This window comes from Streptomyces sp. MP131-18 (assembly GCF_001984575.1).
Taxonomy (GTDB): Bacteria; Actinomycetota; Actinomycetes; order Streptomycetales; family Streptomycetaceae; genus Streptomyces; species Streptomyces johnsoniae.
This window is the reverse complement of sequence record NZ_LZNS01000001.1, coordinates 2,043,707-2,059,001: the sequence shown is the minus strand read 5'-3', so window position 1 is coordinate 2,059,001 and position 15,295 is coordinate 2,043,707. Positions and strand designations below refer to the sequence as shown.

10 protein-coding genes are annotated in these 15,295 nt (G+C 71.5%); 8 read left to right on the top strand and 2 right to left on the bottom strand.

Annotation, left to right across the window (positions count from 1 at the left end):
• Nucleotides 1-176 precede the first annotated feature (176 nt).
• From STBA_RS08950 to glgP, 6 genes are all read left to right on the top strand, one after another.
• Complete coding sequence (locus STBA_RS08950) at nucleotides 177-1,850, top strand: ABC transporter substrate-binding protein (protein ID WP_077058726.1); 1,674 nt, start codon at nucleotides 177-179, stop codon at nucleotides 1,848-1,850.
• A 109-nt stretch (nucleotides 1,851-1,959) separates the two neighbouring features.
• Nucleotides 1,960-2,964: an ABC transporter permease gene (locus STBA_RS08945; protein ID WP_077058725.1), complete on the top strand. Its 1,005-nt coding sequence runs from the start codon at nucleotides 1,960-1,962 to the stop codon at nucleotides 2,962-2,964.
• Nucleotides 2,964-3,917 (top strand): ABC transporter permease, encoded by a 954-nt coding sequence (locus STBA_RS08940; RefSeq protein WP_077058724.1) that lies wholly within the window; start codon nucleotides 2,964-2,966, stop codon nucleotides 3,915-3,917. Before STBA_RS08945 ends, STBA_RS08940 begins: the two co-directional genes overlap by 1 nt.
• 6 nt (nucleotides 3,918-3,923) lie before the next feature.
• Entirely contained in the window at nucleotides 3,924-5,081 is a 1,158-nt protein-coding gene (locus STBA_RS08935) for an ABC transporter ATP-binding protein (protein WP_079251814.1), read from the top strand.
• A complete protein-coding gene (locus STBA_RS08930; protein WP_077058723.1) occupies nucleotides 5,078-6,154 on the top strand; it encodes an oligopeptide/dipeptide ABC transporter ATP-binding protein in 1,077 nt (358 codons plus the stop codon). The genes STBA_RS08935 and STBA_RS08930 overlap by 4 nt, the downstream gene beginning before the upstream one ends.
• Before the next feature lie 101 nt (nucleotides 6,155-6,255).
• Nucleotides 6,256-8,817, top strand: coding sequence for an alpha-glucan family phosphorylase (gene glgP, locus STBA_RS08925; protein WP_077058722.1), 2,562 nt, complete (start codon nucleotides 6,256-6,258; stop codon nucleotides 8,815-8,817).
• A gap of 71 nt (nucleotides 8,818-8,888) precedes the next feature.
• On the opposite strand, the gene STBA_RS08920 is transcribed toward glgP, so the two are convergent.
• Both STBA_RS08920 and STBA_RS08915 read right to left on the bottom strand, forming a co-directional pair.
• Complete coding sequence (locus STBA_RS08920) at nucleotides 8,889-10,742, bottom strand: ABC transporter ATP-binding protein (RefSeq protein WP_077058721.1); 1,854 nt, start codon at nucleotides 10,740-10,742, stop codon at nucleotides 8,889-8,891.
• Complete coding sequence (locus STBA_RS08915) at nucleotides 10,739-12,538, bottom strand: ABC transporter ATP-binding protein (RefSeq protein ID WP_107485198.1); 1,800 nt, start codon at nucleotides 12,536-12,538, stop codon at nucleotides 10,739-10,741. Before STBA_RS08915 ends, STBA_RS08920 begins: the two co-directional genes overlap by 4 nt.
• Before the next feature lie 114 nt (nucleotides 12,539-12,652).
• Here STBA_RS08915 and STBA_RS08910 point away from each other — a divergent pair, with 114 nt between their 5' ends.
• Nucleotides 12,653-13,000, top strand: coding sequence for a hypothetical protein (locus STBA_RS08910; protein ID WP_077058719.1), 348 nt, complete (start codon nucleotides 12,653-12,655; stop codon nucleotides 12,998-13,000).
• Nucleotides 13,001-13,261: 261 nt separating this feature from the next.
• A complete protein-coding gene (locus STBA_RS36335) occupies nucleotides 13,262-15,271 on the top strand; it encodes a right-handed parallel beta-helix repeat-containing protein (RefSeq protein WP_107485009.1) in 2,010 nt (669 codons plus the stop codon).
• Nucleotides 15,272-15,295: the final 24 nt, after the last annotated feature.

The following is a 15,295-nucleotide window of genomic DNA, read 5'->3' as shown; positions in this document are numbered from 1 at the left end:
ACGGCACAAGTGCGCCTGATAGAAGGCATTCTGTCCCCCTTTATGGGGCACGTCTCAGGTCGGTATCGCCGTCCGGTATGCGGTTCACAGCTATGTACCTGCGCAGTAATGTGCCGTCCACCGAACGTCTGGCTCCGAGACAGGGCCTACCACCGCCGACCCATTGAGGTGGATCAATGCGCATAGCAAGACCCAGGGCCGCAAAGATGTTCGCGGCCGTACTCGCGATCGGCCTGATCGCGACCGGCTGCGCCAGCGAGCGCGACGACGACGAGAACGGCTCGGGCGACGACTCCCAGCCGTTCGTCTTCGGCGCCGCGGGCGACCCCGCCTCCCTGGACCCCTCGCTTGCCAGTGACGGCGAGACGTTCCGCGTCACCCGCCAGGCATTCGAGGCGCTCATCGAGCACGAGCCGGGCGGCACCGAGCTGGTGGGCGGCCTCGCGGAGACCTGGGACAGCAACGAGGCCGGCACCGAGTGGACGTTCAACCTCCGGGACGGGGTGACGTTCCACGACGGGGCCGAGCTGACCGCCGAGGTCGTCTGCGCGAACTACGACCGTTGGTACAACTGGTCGGGCACCTACCAGAACACCACGATCTCCTACTACTGGCAGACCGTGTTCGGCGGCTTCGCGCAGAACGAGAGCGAAGAGACGCCCGACCCCAACTACGTCGGCTGCACCGCCCAGGACGACCTGACGGCCGTCATCGAGGTCGCCGAGCCCTCCGCGAACTACCCGGGCGGCTTCTCCCTCCAGGCGTTCGCCATCCACTCGCCCAACGCCCTGGAGGCGTACGCCGAGGAGGAGGCGAGCGGCGAAGGCGAGAACATCACGTTCCCCGGCTACAGCCAGGAGGCCGGCACCGTCGCCGGCACCGGCCCGTTCGAGATCAGCGAGTGGAACAAGGGCAACGGCGAGGTCAACCTCACCCGCTTCGACGACTACTGGGGCGACGCCGCCGGCGTCGAGGAACTGGTGATCCGCACCATCCCCGAGGAAGACGCCCGCCGCCAGGCGCTCCAGGCCGGTGACATCCAGGGCTACGACCTGGTCGCGCCCGCCGACGTGGCGACGCTGGAGGGCGACGGCTTCCAGGTCCCGGTCCGCGACGTGTTCAACATCCTGTACCTGGGGATCACCCAGGACAGCAACGAGGCACTCGCCGAGCCCGAGGTACGCCAGGCCCTGGCCCACGCCATGGACCGCGAGAACATCGTCAACACCCAGCTGCCCGAGGGCGGCGTCGTGGCCAGCCAGTTCATGCCCGACACGGTGGCCGGCTACTCGGACGACGTCACCACCTACGACTACGACCCCGAGCGCGCCCAGCAGCTGCTCGCGGACGCGGGCGCGGAAAACCTGACGCTCGACTTCTGCTACCCGACCGAGGTCACCCGCCCGTACATGCCGGCCCCCGCCGACATCTACGAGCTGTTGAAGGCCGACCTGGAGGCCGTGGGCATCACGGTCAACCCGGTCCCGCTCAAGTGGAACCCGGACTACACCGAGACCACCCGGGACGGCGGCTGCAACATCTACCTCCTGGGCTGGACCGGTGACTTCAACGACGGCTTCAACTTCCTCGGCACCTGGTTCGCCAGTTACATGAAGGAGTGGGGCTTCGAGAACGAGGAGCTGTTCGACCTGATGGCCCAGGCCGAGACGGAGCCCGACGAGGCCACTCGCGTCGCCCTCTACGAGGACATCAACGAGATGGTCATGGACTTCCTGCCCGGCGTGCCGATCTCCAGCTCGCCGCCCTCCATCGCGTTCTCCGACGACGTCAACCCGCCGACGGTGTCCCCGCTCACCCAGGAGAACTTCGCCGAGGTCTCCTTCAAGTAGCTTCAAGCAGCTCAGGCGAGCAGGCCCTGGAACGATCCGCCCGGCCACAACACCCCGTGGCCGGGCGGACGTGTGAATTCCGGGCCCACAGAGAAAGGGGAGCCTCTCGGTGCTCCGTCTCATCGTTCGCAGGCTCCTGCAACTGATACCCACGTTGTTCGGCCTGACGATCCTTCTGTTCCTCTGGATCAACCGGTTGCCCGGTGGGCCGGCCTCCGCGCTGCTCGGCGAGCGCGCCACCGAGGCCGACCGCCGCCAGATCGAGGCCGCCCTCGGCCTCGACGAGCCGGTGTGGATCCAGTACGGCCGCTGGATGGAGCGGCTCTTCCAGCTCGATCTGGGTACGTCCGTGCAGACCGGCCAGCCGGTCTGGGAGGAGTTCACCCAGCGGTTCCCCGCCACCGTGGAACTCGCGCTCACCGCCATCCTGATCGCCGTCGTCATCGGCATACCGCTCGGCTACTTCGCCGCCCGCAGGCGCGGCAGCTGGCTGGACGTGACCGCCGTCTCCGGCTCGCTGATCGGCGTGTGCATCCCGGTGTTCTTCCTCGCCTTCCTGTTGCGGGCCCTCTTCGCCGTCAACCTCGGCTGGCTCCCCAGCGTCGGCAGACAGTCGACAGGCATCGACGCCACGGAAGTCACCGGATTCTTCGTGCTCGACGGGCTCCTCACCGGCGAGTGGGACGCCTCCTGGGACGCCATCGAACACCTCGTGCTGCCCGGCGTCGCCCTCGCCTCCATCCCGCTCGCGCTCATCGTCCGCATCACCCGCGCCAGCGTGCTCGAAGTGCTCGGCGAGGACTACGTGCGCACCGCGGAGTCCAAGGGCCTCAACCAGCGCGTCGTCCGCGGCCGGCACGTCATGCGCAACGCGCTGCTGCCCGTCGTCACGACCGTCGGCCTGGCCACCGGAAGCCTGCTCTCCGGGGCGGTGCTCACCGAGTCGGTCTTCGCGTTCGGCGGCATCGGCTCGTTCATCCAGACCGCCATCGACGGACGCGACTACCCGGTGCTCATGGGCTTCATCCTCTTCATCGCCCTCACCTACGTTTTCATCAACCTGCTGGTGGATCTCGCCTACAGCGTCATCGACCCGAGAGTGCGGGTGAACTGATGACCACCAAGACCGCAAAGATCGACCGCCTGGCCGAACTCACCGCGCGGCGCGAGACCGCCACCGGCGGCAGCCTGTGGGCGGAGGCCCTGCGCCGCCTGCGCAGCAGCAAGATGGCCATGATCGGCGGCGGCATCATGGCCGTGTTCGTCATCATCGCCATCGTCGGCCCGTGGATCGCGCCCTACGACCCGACCGCGCAGACGTGGCGCGGCGAAGTCCGGGTCAACGCCGCCGTCTTCGTCGGCCCCCGCGGCGACAACTGGCTCGGCCTTGACCACCTGGGCCGCGACGAACTGTCCCGCATGCTGGTCGGCGCCCGGCAGACGCTGCTCGTCGGCGTCGTCTCCACCGTGCTCGGACTCACCATCGGCGCCCTCATCGGCGGCGTCGCCGGCGCCGCCCTGTCCTTCGGCGGCGCGGCCGGGCGGCGTCTCGACACCGTGCTGATGCGCTTCATCGACATGATGCTGGCCATGCCCTCGCTGCTGCTGGCGGTGAGTATCGCCGCCGTCATGGGGCAGAGCCTGACCACGGTCATGATCGCCGTCGGGGTCGTGCAGATCCCCATATTCGCCCGGCTGCTGCGCGGCTCCATGCTGGCGCAGGCCGGCGCCGACTACGTGCTGGCCGCCCGCGCCCTGGGCGTGCGCCGACGGCGCATCGTGCTGGGCCACGTGCTGCCCAACTCGCTCGGCCCGGTCATCGTCCAGACCACCCTCGCCCTGGCCACCGCCATCATCGAGGCGGCGGCCCTGTCCTACCTGGGCCTCGGCAACCCCGACGCCTCGCAGCCGGAGTGGGGCGTGATGCTCGCGCAGGCCCAGCGGTTCTTCGACCAGGCGCCGATGATGGCCGTCTATCCCGCGCTCGGCATCATCATCACCGCCCTCGGTTTCACCCTCCTCGGCGAGGCCATGCGGGAAGCACTCGACCCGAAACTGCGGAGCTGATGCGTCATGTCCCTGCTTTCCGTGGACGAACTGGCGGTCACCTTCGGCGGGCGCGGCATGCGTGAGGTGAACGCCGTGTCCGGGGTGTCCTTCTCGGTGGACGAAGGCCAAGTGGTCGGCCTCGTCGGCGAGTCGGGCTGCGGCAAGAGCGTCACCTCGCTCGCGCTGATGGGCCTGCTGCCGAACAAGGGGGTGCGCGTCGGCGGCCGGGCGATGTTCCGCACCGGCCGCGGGGAGACCGTCGACCTGCTGACGCTGGGCCGCTCGGCCCTGCGCGACCTGCGCGGCACGCAGCTGGCGATGATCTTCCAGGACCCGCTGTCCTCCCTGAACCCGGTCGTGCCGATCGGCGTCCAGGTCACCGAGATCCTGACCCGCCACCGCGGCCTGCGCGGCCAGGCGGCGCGCAAGGAGGCCGCCCACCTGCTCGACCGGGTCGGCATCCCCGACCCGACGCGCAGACTGAAGGAGTACCCGCACCAGCTGTCGGGCGGGATGCGGCAGCGGGCCCTCATCGCGATGGCGGTGGCCTGCGCGCCGCGTCTGCTGATCGCCGACGAGCCGACGACCGCGCTGGACGTCACCATCCAGGCGCAGATCCTGGAGCTGCTGAAGGAGCTGGTCGACGACCAGGGCACCGCGCTGCTGATGATCACGCACGATCTGGGCGTGGTCGCCGGCATGTGTGACACGGTGAACGTGCTGTACGCCGGGAAGGTGGTGGAGGCGGCCGGCCGCCGCCCGCTGTTCGCCGCCCCGGCCCACCCGTACGCGCACGGGCTGCTCGGCTCCATTCCGCGGCTCGACGCCCCGCGCGGCGAACGGCTGAACCCGATCCGCGGCTCCATCAACGACACCATCGCGTGGCAGGACGGCTGCGCCTTCGCGCCGCGGTGCGACTTCTACGTCGACGAGTGCCTGCGCGGCACGCCGCAACTGGCCGCGCTGCCCCGCGGCGCGGACGGCCACGACGTGCGCTGCGTCAACCCGGTCATGACCGGCCCCCCGGAAACGACCACCCTGCTGGACAAGCCGACCACCCCGGAGGAGACCGCCTCCGGCGGGGATGACGACCCGGATGGCGGGGACGGCGAGGGCCCTGCGGCCGGCGGGGGCACCGACGAGGACACCGGAACGGGTTCCGGAACGGAGGCATCGGCATGAGCCTGCTCGAACTGGACGACGTCAAGGTGCACTTTCCGATCAAGCGCGGAGTGCTCTTCGACCGGACGATCGGACACGTGTACGCCGTGGACGGGATTTCCCTGTCCGTGTCCGCGGGCCAGACCTACGGCCTCGTCGGCGAGTCCGGCTGCGGAAAGACGACGCTCGGCCGGGCCATCCTGCGGCTGAACGACATCACCTCGGGCCGTGTCCTCTTCGACGGCACCGACCTCGCCGCCCTGCCGGACGAGGAGATGCGGCAGTCCCGCAGGCGCCTCCAGATGATCTTCCAGGACCCGCTGGGCAGCCTCAACCCGCGGCAGAACATCGAGTCCATCCTCGCCGAGGGCATGGCCGCCCACGGCATCGGCGCCTCCCGCGAGGAGCGCCGCGTGAAGATCAACGAGATCCTGGAGCGCGTCGGCCTGCCGGCCGGCGCCCTGTCGCGCTACCCGCACGAGTTCTCCGGCGGCCAGCGCCAGCGCATCGGCATCGCCCGTGCGCTCGTCCTGGAACCCGACCTCATCATCTGCGACGAGCCGGTCTCCGCCCTGGACGTGTCCATCCAGGCCCAGGTGCTCAACCTGCTGGAGGAACTCCAGGACGCCATGGGCCTGACGTACGTCGTCATCGCCCACGACCTGGCCGTCGTGCGGCACATTTCCGACGTCATCGGCGTCATGTACCTCGGCGCCCTGGTGGAGGAGGCCCCGAGCGACTCTCTGTACGCCGAGCCGCGCCACCCCTACACGCGCGCGCTGATGTCGGCGGTGCCGGTGCCCGACCCGGATCTGGAGGACACCCGCGAGCGCATCCTGCTCCGCGGCGACCTGCCCTCCCCGGCCAGCCCGCCCACGGGCTGCCGGTTCCACACCCGCTGCCCGTGGCGGCAGCCGGAGCGCTGCGACACCGAGCGCCCCGAGCTGACGGACATCGGCGGCGGGCACCGCGTGGCCTGCCACTACGCGGCCGAGATCGCCGAGGGAACGATCCGGCCCACCACCGAGCTGGCCCCGCGCATCCTGGGCGATGCCGAGCCCGAGTCCGAGCCGCCCGGGGTGCCCGTCCCCTGACCACCCCGCGTGGTCCCCGGGGGTGGTTTACCGGTGTCATTCCAGCCGAAAGGCCCGGAATCCGCCGCTACCGCCCCCGGGCCCCGGCTACGGTCGGAAACGTGAAGGCCATCCGTCGTTTCTCCGTCCGCCCCGTCCTTCCCGAACCCCTGCGACCCCTCCAGGAGCTGGCGTTCAATCTGCGCTGGTCCTGGCACCCCGAGACCCGCGAGCTGCTGCGCTCGGTCGCCCCCGACAGCTGGCAGGCGGCCCGCGAGGACCCGGTGCGCCTGCTCGGCACCGTCTCCGCCGACCGGCTGGCCGCACTCGCCGCCGACCGGGGCTTCCTGCGCCGCCTCGGCGTGGCCATCGGCGACCTCCGCGACTATCTGACCGAGCCCCGCTGGTACCAGCAGGCCGACGCCCGCGCCGGAGGCGAACTGCCCCGCTGCGTGGCCTACTTCTCCCCGGAATTCGGCATCACCGCCGCCCTGCCGCAGTATTCGGGCGGCCTGGGCATCCTCGCCGGCGACCACCTGAAGGCCGCCAGCGACCTGGGTGCCCCGCTGATCGGCGTCGGCCTCCTCTACCGACACGGGTACTTCCGGCAGAGCCTGTCGCCCGACGGCTGGCAGCAGGAGCACTACCCGGTGATCGACCCGCACGAGCTGCCGCTGACCCCGCTCACCGAGCCCGACGGCACACCCGCCCGGGTGACGCTCGACCTGCCGGTCGGCCGCACCCTCACCGCCCGGATCTGGCAGGTCGCGGTGGGCCGCGTTCCGCTGCTGCTGCTCGACTCCACCGTCGCGGAGAACGGGCCGGCCGAACGCGACGTCACCGACCGGCTCTACGGCGGCGGCGGCGAGCACCGCCTGCTCCAGGAGATGCTGCTCGGCATCGGCGGCATGCGTGCAGTCCGCACCTACTGCCGCGTCACCGGACACGCGGAGCCCGAGGTGTGCCACATGAACGAAGGCCACGCCGGGTTCCTGGGCCCCGAGCGCATCCGCGAGCTGGGCGAGGCGGGCACCGGCTTCGATGCCGCGCTGTGGTCCGTCCGCGCCGGCACCGTGTTCACCACCCACACCCCCGTGCCCGCGGGCATCGACCGCTTCCCTGAAGAGCTGGTGGCCCGGCACTTCGGCGAGGGCGGCGAGCTGGCGGGCCTGGGCACCGAGGCACTGCTGCGCCTCGGCCGCGAGACGACCGCGGACGGCGAGCCGCAGTTCAACATGGCTGTCCTCGGCCTGCGCACCGCGCAGCGGGCCAACGGCGTCTCGGCTCTGCACGGCAACGTGAGCCGCGGCATGTTCGCGGGCCTGTGGCCGGGCTTCGACGCCGATGAAGCCCCCATCGGGGCGGTCACCAACGGGGTGCACGCCCCCACCTGGACCGCGGACGCCGTGCTGCGGGCGCGTACCGAGGCGCTCGGCGACGCCGAACTGTGGGAGCTTCGCCGCACCCTGCGCGAGCAGCTGGTGCACGAGGTCCGCGCCCGGCTGCGCGCCTCCTGGCGGCAGCGCGGAGCCGGGCAGGCCGAGCTGGGCTGGGTGGACGACGTCCTGGACCCCGACGTTCTGACCATCGGTTTCGCACGGCGCGTTCCTTCCTACAAGCGGCTGACGCTGATGCTGCGCGACCGCGAGCGCCTCACGTCCCTGCTGCTGCACCCGGAGCGGCCGGTGCAGATCGTCGTGGCGGGCAAGGCCCACCCGGCGGACGACGGCGGCAAGCGGCTCATCCAGGAGCTGGTCCGGTTCGCCGACGACCCGGCGATCCGCCACCGCATCGTCTTCCTGCCCGACTACGGCATGGCGATGGCCCGTTCCCTGTACGCGGGCTGCGATGTGTGGCTCAACAATCCGCTGCGCCCGCTGGAGGCGTGCGGCACCTCGGGGATGAAGGCCGCGCTCAACGGCTGCCTCAACCTGTCGGTGCGCGACGGCTGGTGGGACGAGTGGTTCGACCCGGACTTCGGCTGGGAGATCCCCACCGCCGACGGCCTGGCCGCCGCCGAGCCCGACCGGCGCGACGCGATCGAGGCCGCCGCGCTCTACACCCTGCTGAACGAGCAGGTCACCCCCTGCTTCTACGACCGCGGCGTGAACCGCGGCGGGCTGCCCATCCGCTGGCTCGAAATGGTCCGCGCGACTCTCGACCGGCTGGGCCCGCGCGTGCTGGCCGACCGGATGCTGCGCGAGTACGTCACCGGCTTCTACGCCCCGGCCGCCGCCGCGCACCGCGCGATGACCCCGGAGGCCGCCGGGGAGCTGGCCGCGTACGCCGACCGCGTCCGGCAGGAGTGGCCGCGGGTCTCCGTCGACCACGTCGAGCCCGGCGCCGAGTCGCCCACCCTCGGCGGAACGGTGTCGCTGCGGGTGCGGGTCTCCCTCGGCGACCTCGATCCGGCCGCCGTCGAGGTGCAGGCGGTCACCGGCCGGGTGGACGGCGACGACACGCTCGCCGACCCGGTGTACGTGCAGCTGAAGCCGGAGGGCGGGGCCGACCTGGCGGGCCGCTGGACGTTCTCGGGCGAGCTGTCCCTGCACCGGCCGGGCCCGTTCGGCTACACCGTCCGCATCCTGCCCTCCCACCGGCTGCTGGCCCACCGCGCCGAGCTGGGCCTCGTGGCGCTGCCGGGGGAGGAGGCCGCCGAGGCCCACGGCACCCTCTTCCGCTGACGGCCGAGCCCGCCGGACGGCCCGCGACGGCGGGCCCCGGCGGGGCCCCGGGAAGATCCGAACGGCACGGCCTACGCCAGGCTCTCCCGCCAGGCGCGGTGCAGGTCGGAGAACCGGCCGGTGCCCGCGATCAGATCCGCGGGCGGCCCGTCCTCGACGAGGCGCCCGCCCTCCATCACCAGCACCCGGTCGGCGATCTCCACCGTGGACAGCCGGTGCGCGATCACCAGGGCGGTGCGCCCGCGCAGCACCGTCACCATGGCATCCTGCACCGCCTTCTCCCCGGGGATGTCCAGCGAGGACGTCGCCTCGTCCAGGATCACCACGGACGGGTCGGCCAGCAGCACCCGGGCGAACGCCACCAACTGCCGCTGCCCCGCCGAGATCCGGCCGCCGCGCTTGCGGACGTCCGTGTCGTACCCCTCGGGCAGCGACGCGATGAAGTCGTGCGCGCCGATGGCCTTCGCCGCCCGCTCGATCTCCTCGCGCGAGGCATCCGGCTTGCCCAGCGCAATGTTCTCCGCGACCGTACCGGAGAAGAGGAACGCCTCCTGCGTCACCATCACCACACCGCGCCGCAGCTCCGCCATGGTGAGATCCCGCAGGTCCGTCCCGTCGAGCAGGACCCGGCCCTCCGTCGCGTCGTAGAAGCGGGCCAGCAGCTTCGCCAGCGTGGACTTGCCCGCGCCGGTCGCGCCCACCAGGGCCGTGGTCTGCCCGGCGGGCAGCGTCAGCCGGAACGTCGGCAGCACCTCGCCGCCCGTCCGGTACGCGAACCGCACGTCGTCGAAGACGACCTCGCGGCCCGGCCGCCCGGCCGAGCGCGGCGGCAGCTCCACGGGCCGCTCCGGCTCCGGCACGTCGGGGCGCTGCGCGAGCAGGCCCGCGATCTTGTCCAGCGAGGCCACCGCCGACTGGTAGTTGTTCAGGATCATCGCGAAGCGGTCCAGCGGGTCGTACAGCCGCCGGACGTACAGCGCGCCCGCGGCGAGCGCGCCCAGCTCCATGTCGCCCGAGGTGACCCGCTGCGCGCCCCACAGCACGATCCCGGCGATGGAGACGGCCGCGACCAGCCGCGACAGCACGACGAAGCGCGCCATCTCCAGGATCGTGTCGCCGTTCACGCGCTCGTGGCGCCGGTTCAGCTCGTCGAAGGCGGCGTCGTTGGCCCGCTCGCGGCGGAACGCCTTCACCGGCCTGATCCCGTTCAGCGTCTCGGAGAACTTGACGATGACCGCCGCGATCGCCGTCGACCGCTTGCTGAAGCGCTGGGCGGAACGCCGCCGGTAGTTGCGCACCAGCAGGCACAGCGGCACGAACGACAGCAGCGCGGCCCCGCCGAGGCCGAGATCCAGGTAGAACAGCAGCCCGCCGATGTACACCAGGGAGACCAGGATGATCAGCATCTCCTGGAGACCCTCGTCCAGCAGCTCGCGCAGTGACTGGACGTCGCTGGTGGAGCGCGATATCAGGCGGCCCGAGGTGTAGCGGTCGTGGAAGTCGAGGCTGAGCGCCTGCGCGTGGCGGTAGATCCGGCCGCGCAGCTCCAGCAGGATGCTCTGGTTGACCCGGGCGGAGACGCGGATGAACGTGTACTGGAGCAGCCCGGCGCCGAGCGCGCAGATCAGGTAGGCCACGGCGACCGCGATCAGCGGCCCGTTGTCGTCGTCGCGGACGGCAGGTACGCCGCTGTCGATCGCGTACGCGACGATCAGCGGCACGGCCTGCACGGCGGCCTGCTGCGTGAGCAGCAGTGCCGCGGCCAGGCCGATCCGGCGGCGGTGGGGGCGCAGCAGCGAGCCGAGGAGGCGGCGGGACGCGCCACGCGGCGCGGGCAGGGTGTCCTGGTCGAACATGTCGGGCCCCGGACGCTTCGGCGCGGCGGGCGGCTGTTTCGGGGCCTGTTTCGGGACGGTGGCGGTCATGGCAGGGACACCTCGGTGTGCTCGCCGGTCATCAGGTGCCGGTACTCGGCGTTGGAGTGCAGCAGCTCGGCGTGGGTGCCGACGGCGGCGATGCGGCCGTGGGACAGCAGCGCGACGCGGTCGGCCAGCTGCACGGTCGAGGGCCGGTGGGCGACGACGAGCGCGGTGGTGTCCGCGAGGACGTCGCGCAGCGCGGCCTCCACGCGGGCCTCGGTGTGCACGTCGAGGGCGGAGAGCGGGTCGTCCAGCACCAGGAACGGCGGCCGGCCGACGACCGCGCGGGCCAGCGCCAGCCGCTGCCGCTGTCCGCCGGACAGGCTCAGGCCCTGCTCGCCGACCTCGGTCTCCGTGCCCCGGGGCAGGGCGTGGACGAAGTCGGCGGCCTGGCCGACGCGCAGGGCCCGCTCCATCTCCTCGTGCCCGACGCCGTCCGCGCCCATCAGCACGTTCTCCCGGACGGTGGCGGAGAACAGCGTCGGCTCCTCGAAGGCGACGGCGACCCGCCGCCGCACCTCGGCCCGGGGCAGGGCGGCGATGTCCTCACCGTCCAGCGTGATGCGGCCCGAGGTGACCTCGTGCAGGCGCGGCACCAGGCCGATCAGGGTGGTCTTGCCGCTTCCGGTGCCGCCGACGAGCGCCAGCGTCTCGCCGGGGCGGATGTGCAGGTCGATGCCGTCCAGCACGGGCGGGCTGCCCGGCGGGCTGTCCGGGAAGCGGAACACCACGTTGTCGAAGCGGAGGCCGTCGGGGGCGCCGGGCACCCGCGCCGTGCCCTCCCGGGCGGACTCGGGCGGTACCTCCGCGTCCATGACGTCGAAGAAGCGGTCGGTCGCGGTGGCCGACTCGTTGCACAGGGCGAGCAGGAAGCCGATGGACTCGATCGGCCAGCGCAGCGCCATCGCGGTGGTCATGAAGGCGACGAGCGTGCCCGCGGTCAGGTCGCCGTCGGCGACCTGCACGGCACCGAGCACGAGGGCCGCGCCGAGGAAGATCTCGGGCAGGGCCAGGATGACCAGCCAGATCCCCGCGAGCAGGCGGGCCTTGTGCAGCTCGGTCCCCATCAGGCGGCCGGAGAGCGCGTGGAAGGCGCGGGCCTGGCTGCGATGCCTGCCGAAGCCCTTGATGATGCGGATACCGAGGATGGACTCCTCGATGACGGTGGTGAGGTCGCCCATCTGGTCCTGCGCCCGGCGCGCGACCAGCGAGAACCGGGTCTCGAACAGGGCGCACAGCCAGATCAGCGGCACCACGGGGGCGGCCAGCACGAGGCCGAGCTGCCAGCCCTGCGACATCAGGATGCCGAAGCCGATGAGGATGGTCGCGCTGTTGACGATGAGGAACGTCAGGCCGAACGCGAGGAACATCCGGAGCAGCTGGAGGTCCCCCGTGCCGCGCGAGAGCAGCTGGCCGGTGGCCCACCGGTCGTGGAAGGACACGGGCAGCCGCTGCACGTGCCGGTACAGCGCGGCGCGCATCGACGCCTCGACACCGGCCAGCGGCCTGGCCACCAGCCACCGCCGCAGACCGAACAGCAGGGCCTCGGCCAGCCCCACGCCGAGCAGCACCGCACCGCCGAGCCACACCCCGGACGTGTCGCCGTCGGCGACGGGACCGTCGACGATCCACTTCAGCACCAGGGGCATGAGCAGCCCCATCGAGGCGGCGACGATGGCCACGCCCGCGGCGCTGAAGACTCTTCCGCGGACCGGGCGGACGTAGGGCCACAGCCGAAGAAGGGAACGGACGACGGAACGTTTTCTGGCAGGGGGCGCGGGGGGATCGGCTGAGGCAGACATCAACATACGAGCCTACGAGCAGCCTCTGACAGTTCCCATGGGTTTTTGGGCCTAGGGCAGTCCTAGGCCCCGCGGCCCGGCCCGCTGTCAGCGGTACCGCCTACGCTGGCGCGCATGAATCAGCAGTCCGAGCTGAGGGATCTCCAGGCGGCCCTGCGGACCGCCTCCGACATCGCCTTCGACCACGACGAGCCGGCGGGGGAGCAGGCCGAGGTGCTGGTGGACGCGCTCCGCCGGGCGCTGGCCGCGGCCCAGTCCTACGTGGACGGGCCGGGCGAGACGGGGTGCCGCGAGCATCCGCGCGGCGCGGTCGACCCGCTCTACGGCGACAAGGACGATCCGCTGCCGCCCGGCTGGGGCAAGTGCCTGCTGTGCAACGACCGCAGGCGCCGGGCCACCCGGGGCCTGCGGTCACCGGTCACGCCGCCACGCCGGCCCGGGGGGCGCTTCGGTCCGCTGTGAACGGGGGGCTTCCGTCCGCGTCGGCTCCGGGCGTCCGAGTCCACATGCGTCGCGTTATCGTCCTCTGTCCTCCGGTTAGGTTACGTAGCGAGCCACCCGCCGCGCGGCATACCGGCACACCCCCCATCCACCAGGCAGAGCTTTGTGCGCAGGACGAGCGCACGGCTCCCCTCGGCCTTGCGGTCCGCTACCGCGGGCAGGGCACGCCTGGCACGCGATCAGGTCGCGTCGGCCGGACGCGGACCTTCAGGAGGACACGGCATGGCATCCACACATGTGCGCCACCGGGGAAGAGGAAAGAGCGAGGCGGCGCGACCGTTCGGCCGCAGGGCCGGGCGCAACGCGCTGATCGGCGGCGCGGCGGGCGCGCTCGTCGTGGGGACGATCCTCACGGTCGCCCCGAGCGCGGGCGCGGACCCGACCGCGGCGGCCGTCGGCGAGCCGGAGGGCTTCGCCTCGATGTCGGTCTTGGGCCAGGACGGCACCACGGGCGGTGCCGGCGGCCCGACCGTGACGGTCGGCTCCGCGGACGAGTTCATCGAGGCCGCCGGCCAGGAAGGGCCGCTGGTCATCCAGGTCGACGGCATGATCGAGCTGCCGGGCCCGATGCAGGAGGTGACCTCCGACAAGACGCTCATCGGCGTCGGCTCGGACTCGGGCTTCACCGGTGCCGGGCTGAACATCGGGCTGCCCCTCGACGACGACATCACCGATCCGCCGGACGACGCCGTGCACAACGTCATCGTCCAGAACCTCACCTTCGAGGACTGGGAGGACGACGCGATCAACGTCCAGATGTTCTCCCACCACATCTGGCTCGACCACAACACGTTCGTCAGCGGCAGCGACGGCGCGCTCGACGTCAAGCGCGGCTCGTCCTTCGTCACCGTGTCGTGGAACCACAGCATGCACGGCAAGAACATGCTGCTCGGCCACGACGACGACAACAGCGAGCAGGACGTCGGGCGGCTGAACGTCACCTACCACAACAACTTCTTCGACGGCACCGACCAGCGGAACCCCCGCGCGCGCTTCGGCGATCCGGTGCACGTCTACAACAACTACTACCTGGACGTCGACGACTACGGCGTGGCCTCCACCGAGGACGCGGGCGTGCTCGTCGAGGCCAACTACTTCGAGAACGTCGACGACCCCTTCCACCTCGGCGAGGGCAGCTCCGGCGACGGGAACCTCGAAGCGCGGGACAACTGCTTCGAGAACTCGGGCGACGGCGAGACCGGCGGCAGCGTCGCCGAGATCCCCTACGACTACACCGTCCTGCCCTGTGCGGACGTGCCGTCGGTGGTGACCGCGGGCGCCGGTGCGGGCAACCTGGACACCACGCCTCCGGACGAGCCGGGGGACCCGGACGAGCCGGACGAGCCCGGGGACCCGGTGCGGGACGAGCTGGTCGGCTGGGCCGCGGAGAACGGCGGCACCACCGGCGGCGCGGACGGCGAGACGGTGACCGTCACCGACGGCGACACCCTGGCCGAGCTGCTGGAGTCGGACGAACCGCTGACCCTCCTCGTCGACGGCGAGCTGAGCATGCCGGACGGGATGAACGACGTCGCCTCGGACAAGACGATCATCGGTGTCGGCACCGACTCCGGCCTCACGGGCGCGGGCCTCAAGGTCAGCGAGGCGGAGAACGTCATCATCCGCAACATGAACTTCGACGACTGGGACGATGACGCGATCGTCGTCCAGGAGGGCTCCACCAACGTCTGGATCGACCACAACTTCTTCGGGTCGGGCGACGACGGCTCCGTCGACGTCAAGAGCGGCTCCGACTTCGTGACCATCTCCTGGAACCACACCACCCACGACAAGAACATGCTGCTCGGCCACACGGACGGCAATGGCGACGAGGACGGCGGCCACCTGCGGGTGACGTACCACCACAACTGGTTCGACGGCAGCGCCGAGCGCAACCCGCGCGTGCGGCACGGCAACCCGGTGCACGTGTTCAACAACTACCTGGACAACAACGAGATCTACGGCGTGGCCTCCACCGAGGACGCGGGCGTGCTCGTCGAGGGCAACTACTTCGAGAACGTCCCGGCGCCCACCCACGTGGGCTACATGGACTCGGGCCCCGGCGACCTCGTCGAGCGCGACAACGTGTACGACGGCTCGGGTGAGCCGGAGAGCACCGGCACCGGAGTCGGAGCGATCCCCTACGACTACAGCCTGGACCCGGCCGCCGACGTGCCGTCGATCGTGACGGCGGGCGCGGGACCGCAGGCCGCCCTCGGGCAGGCTCGCTGAGCGCCGCCTGAGCGACGCGGGCGC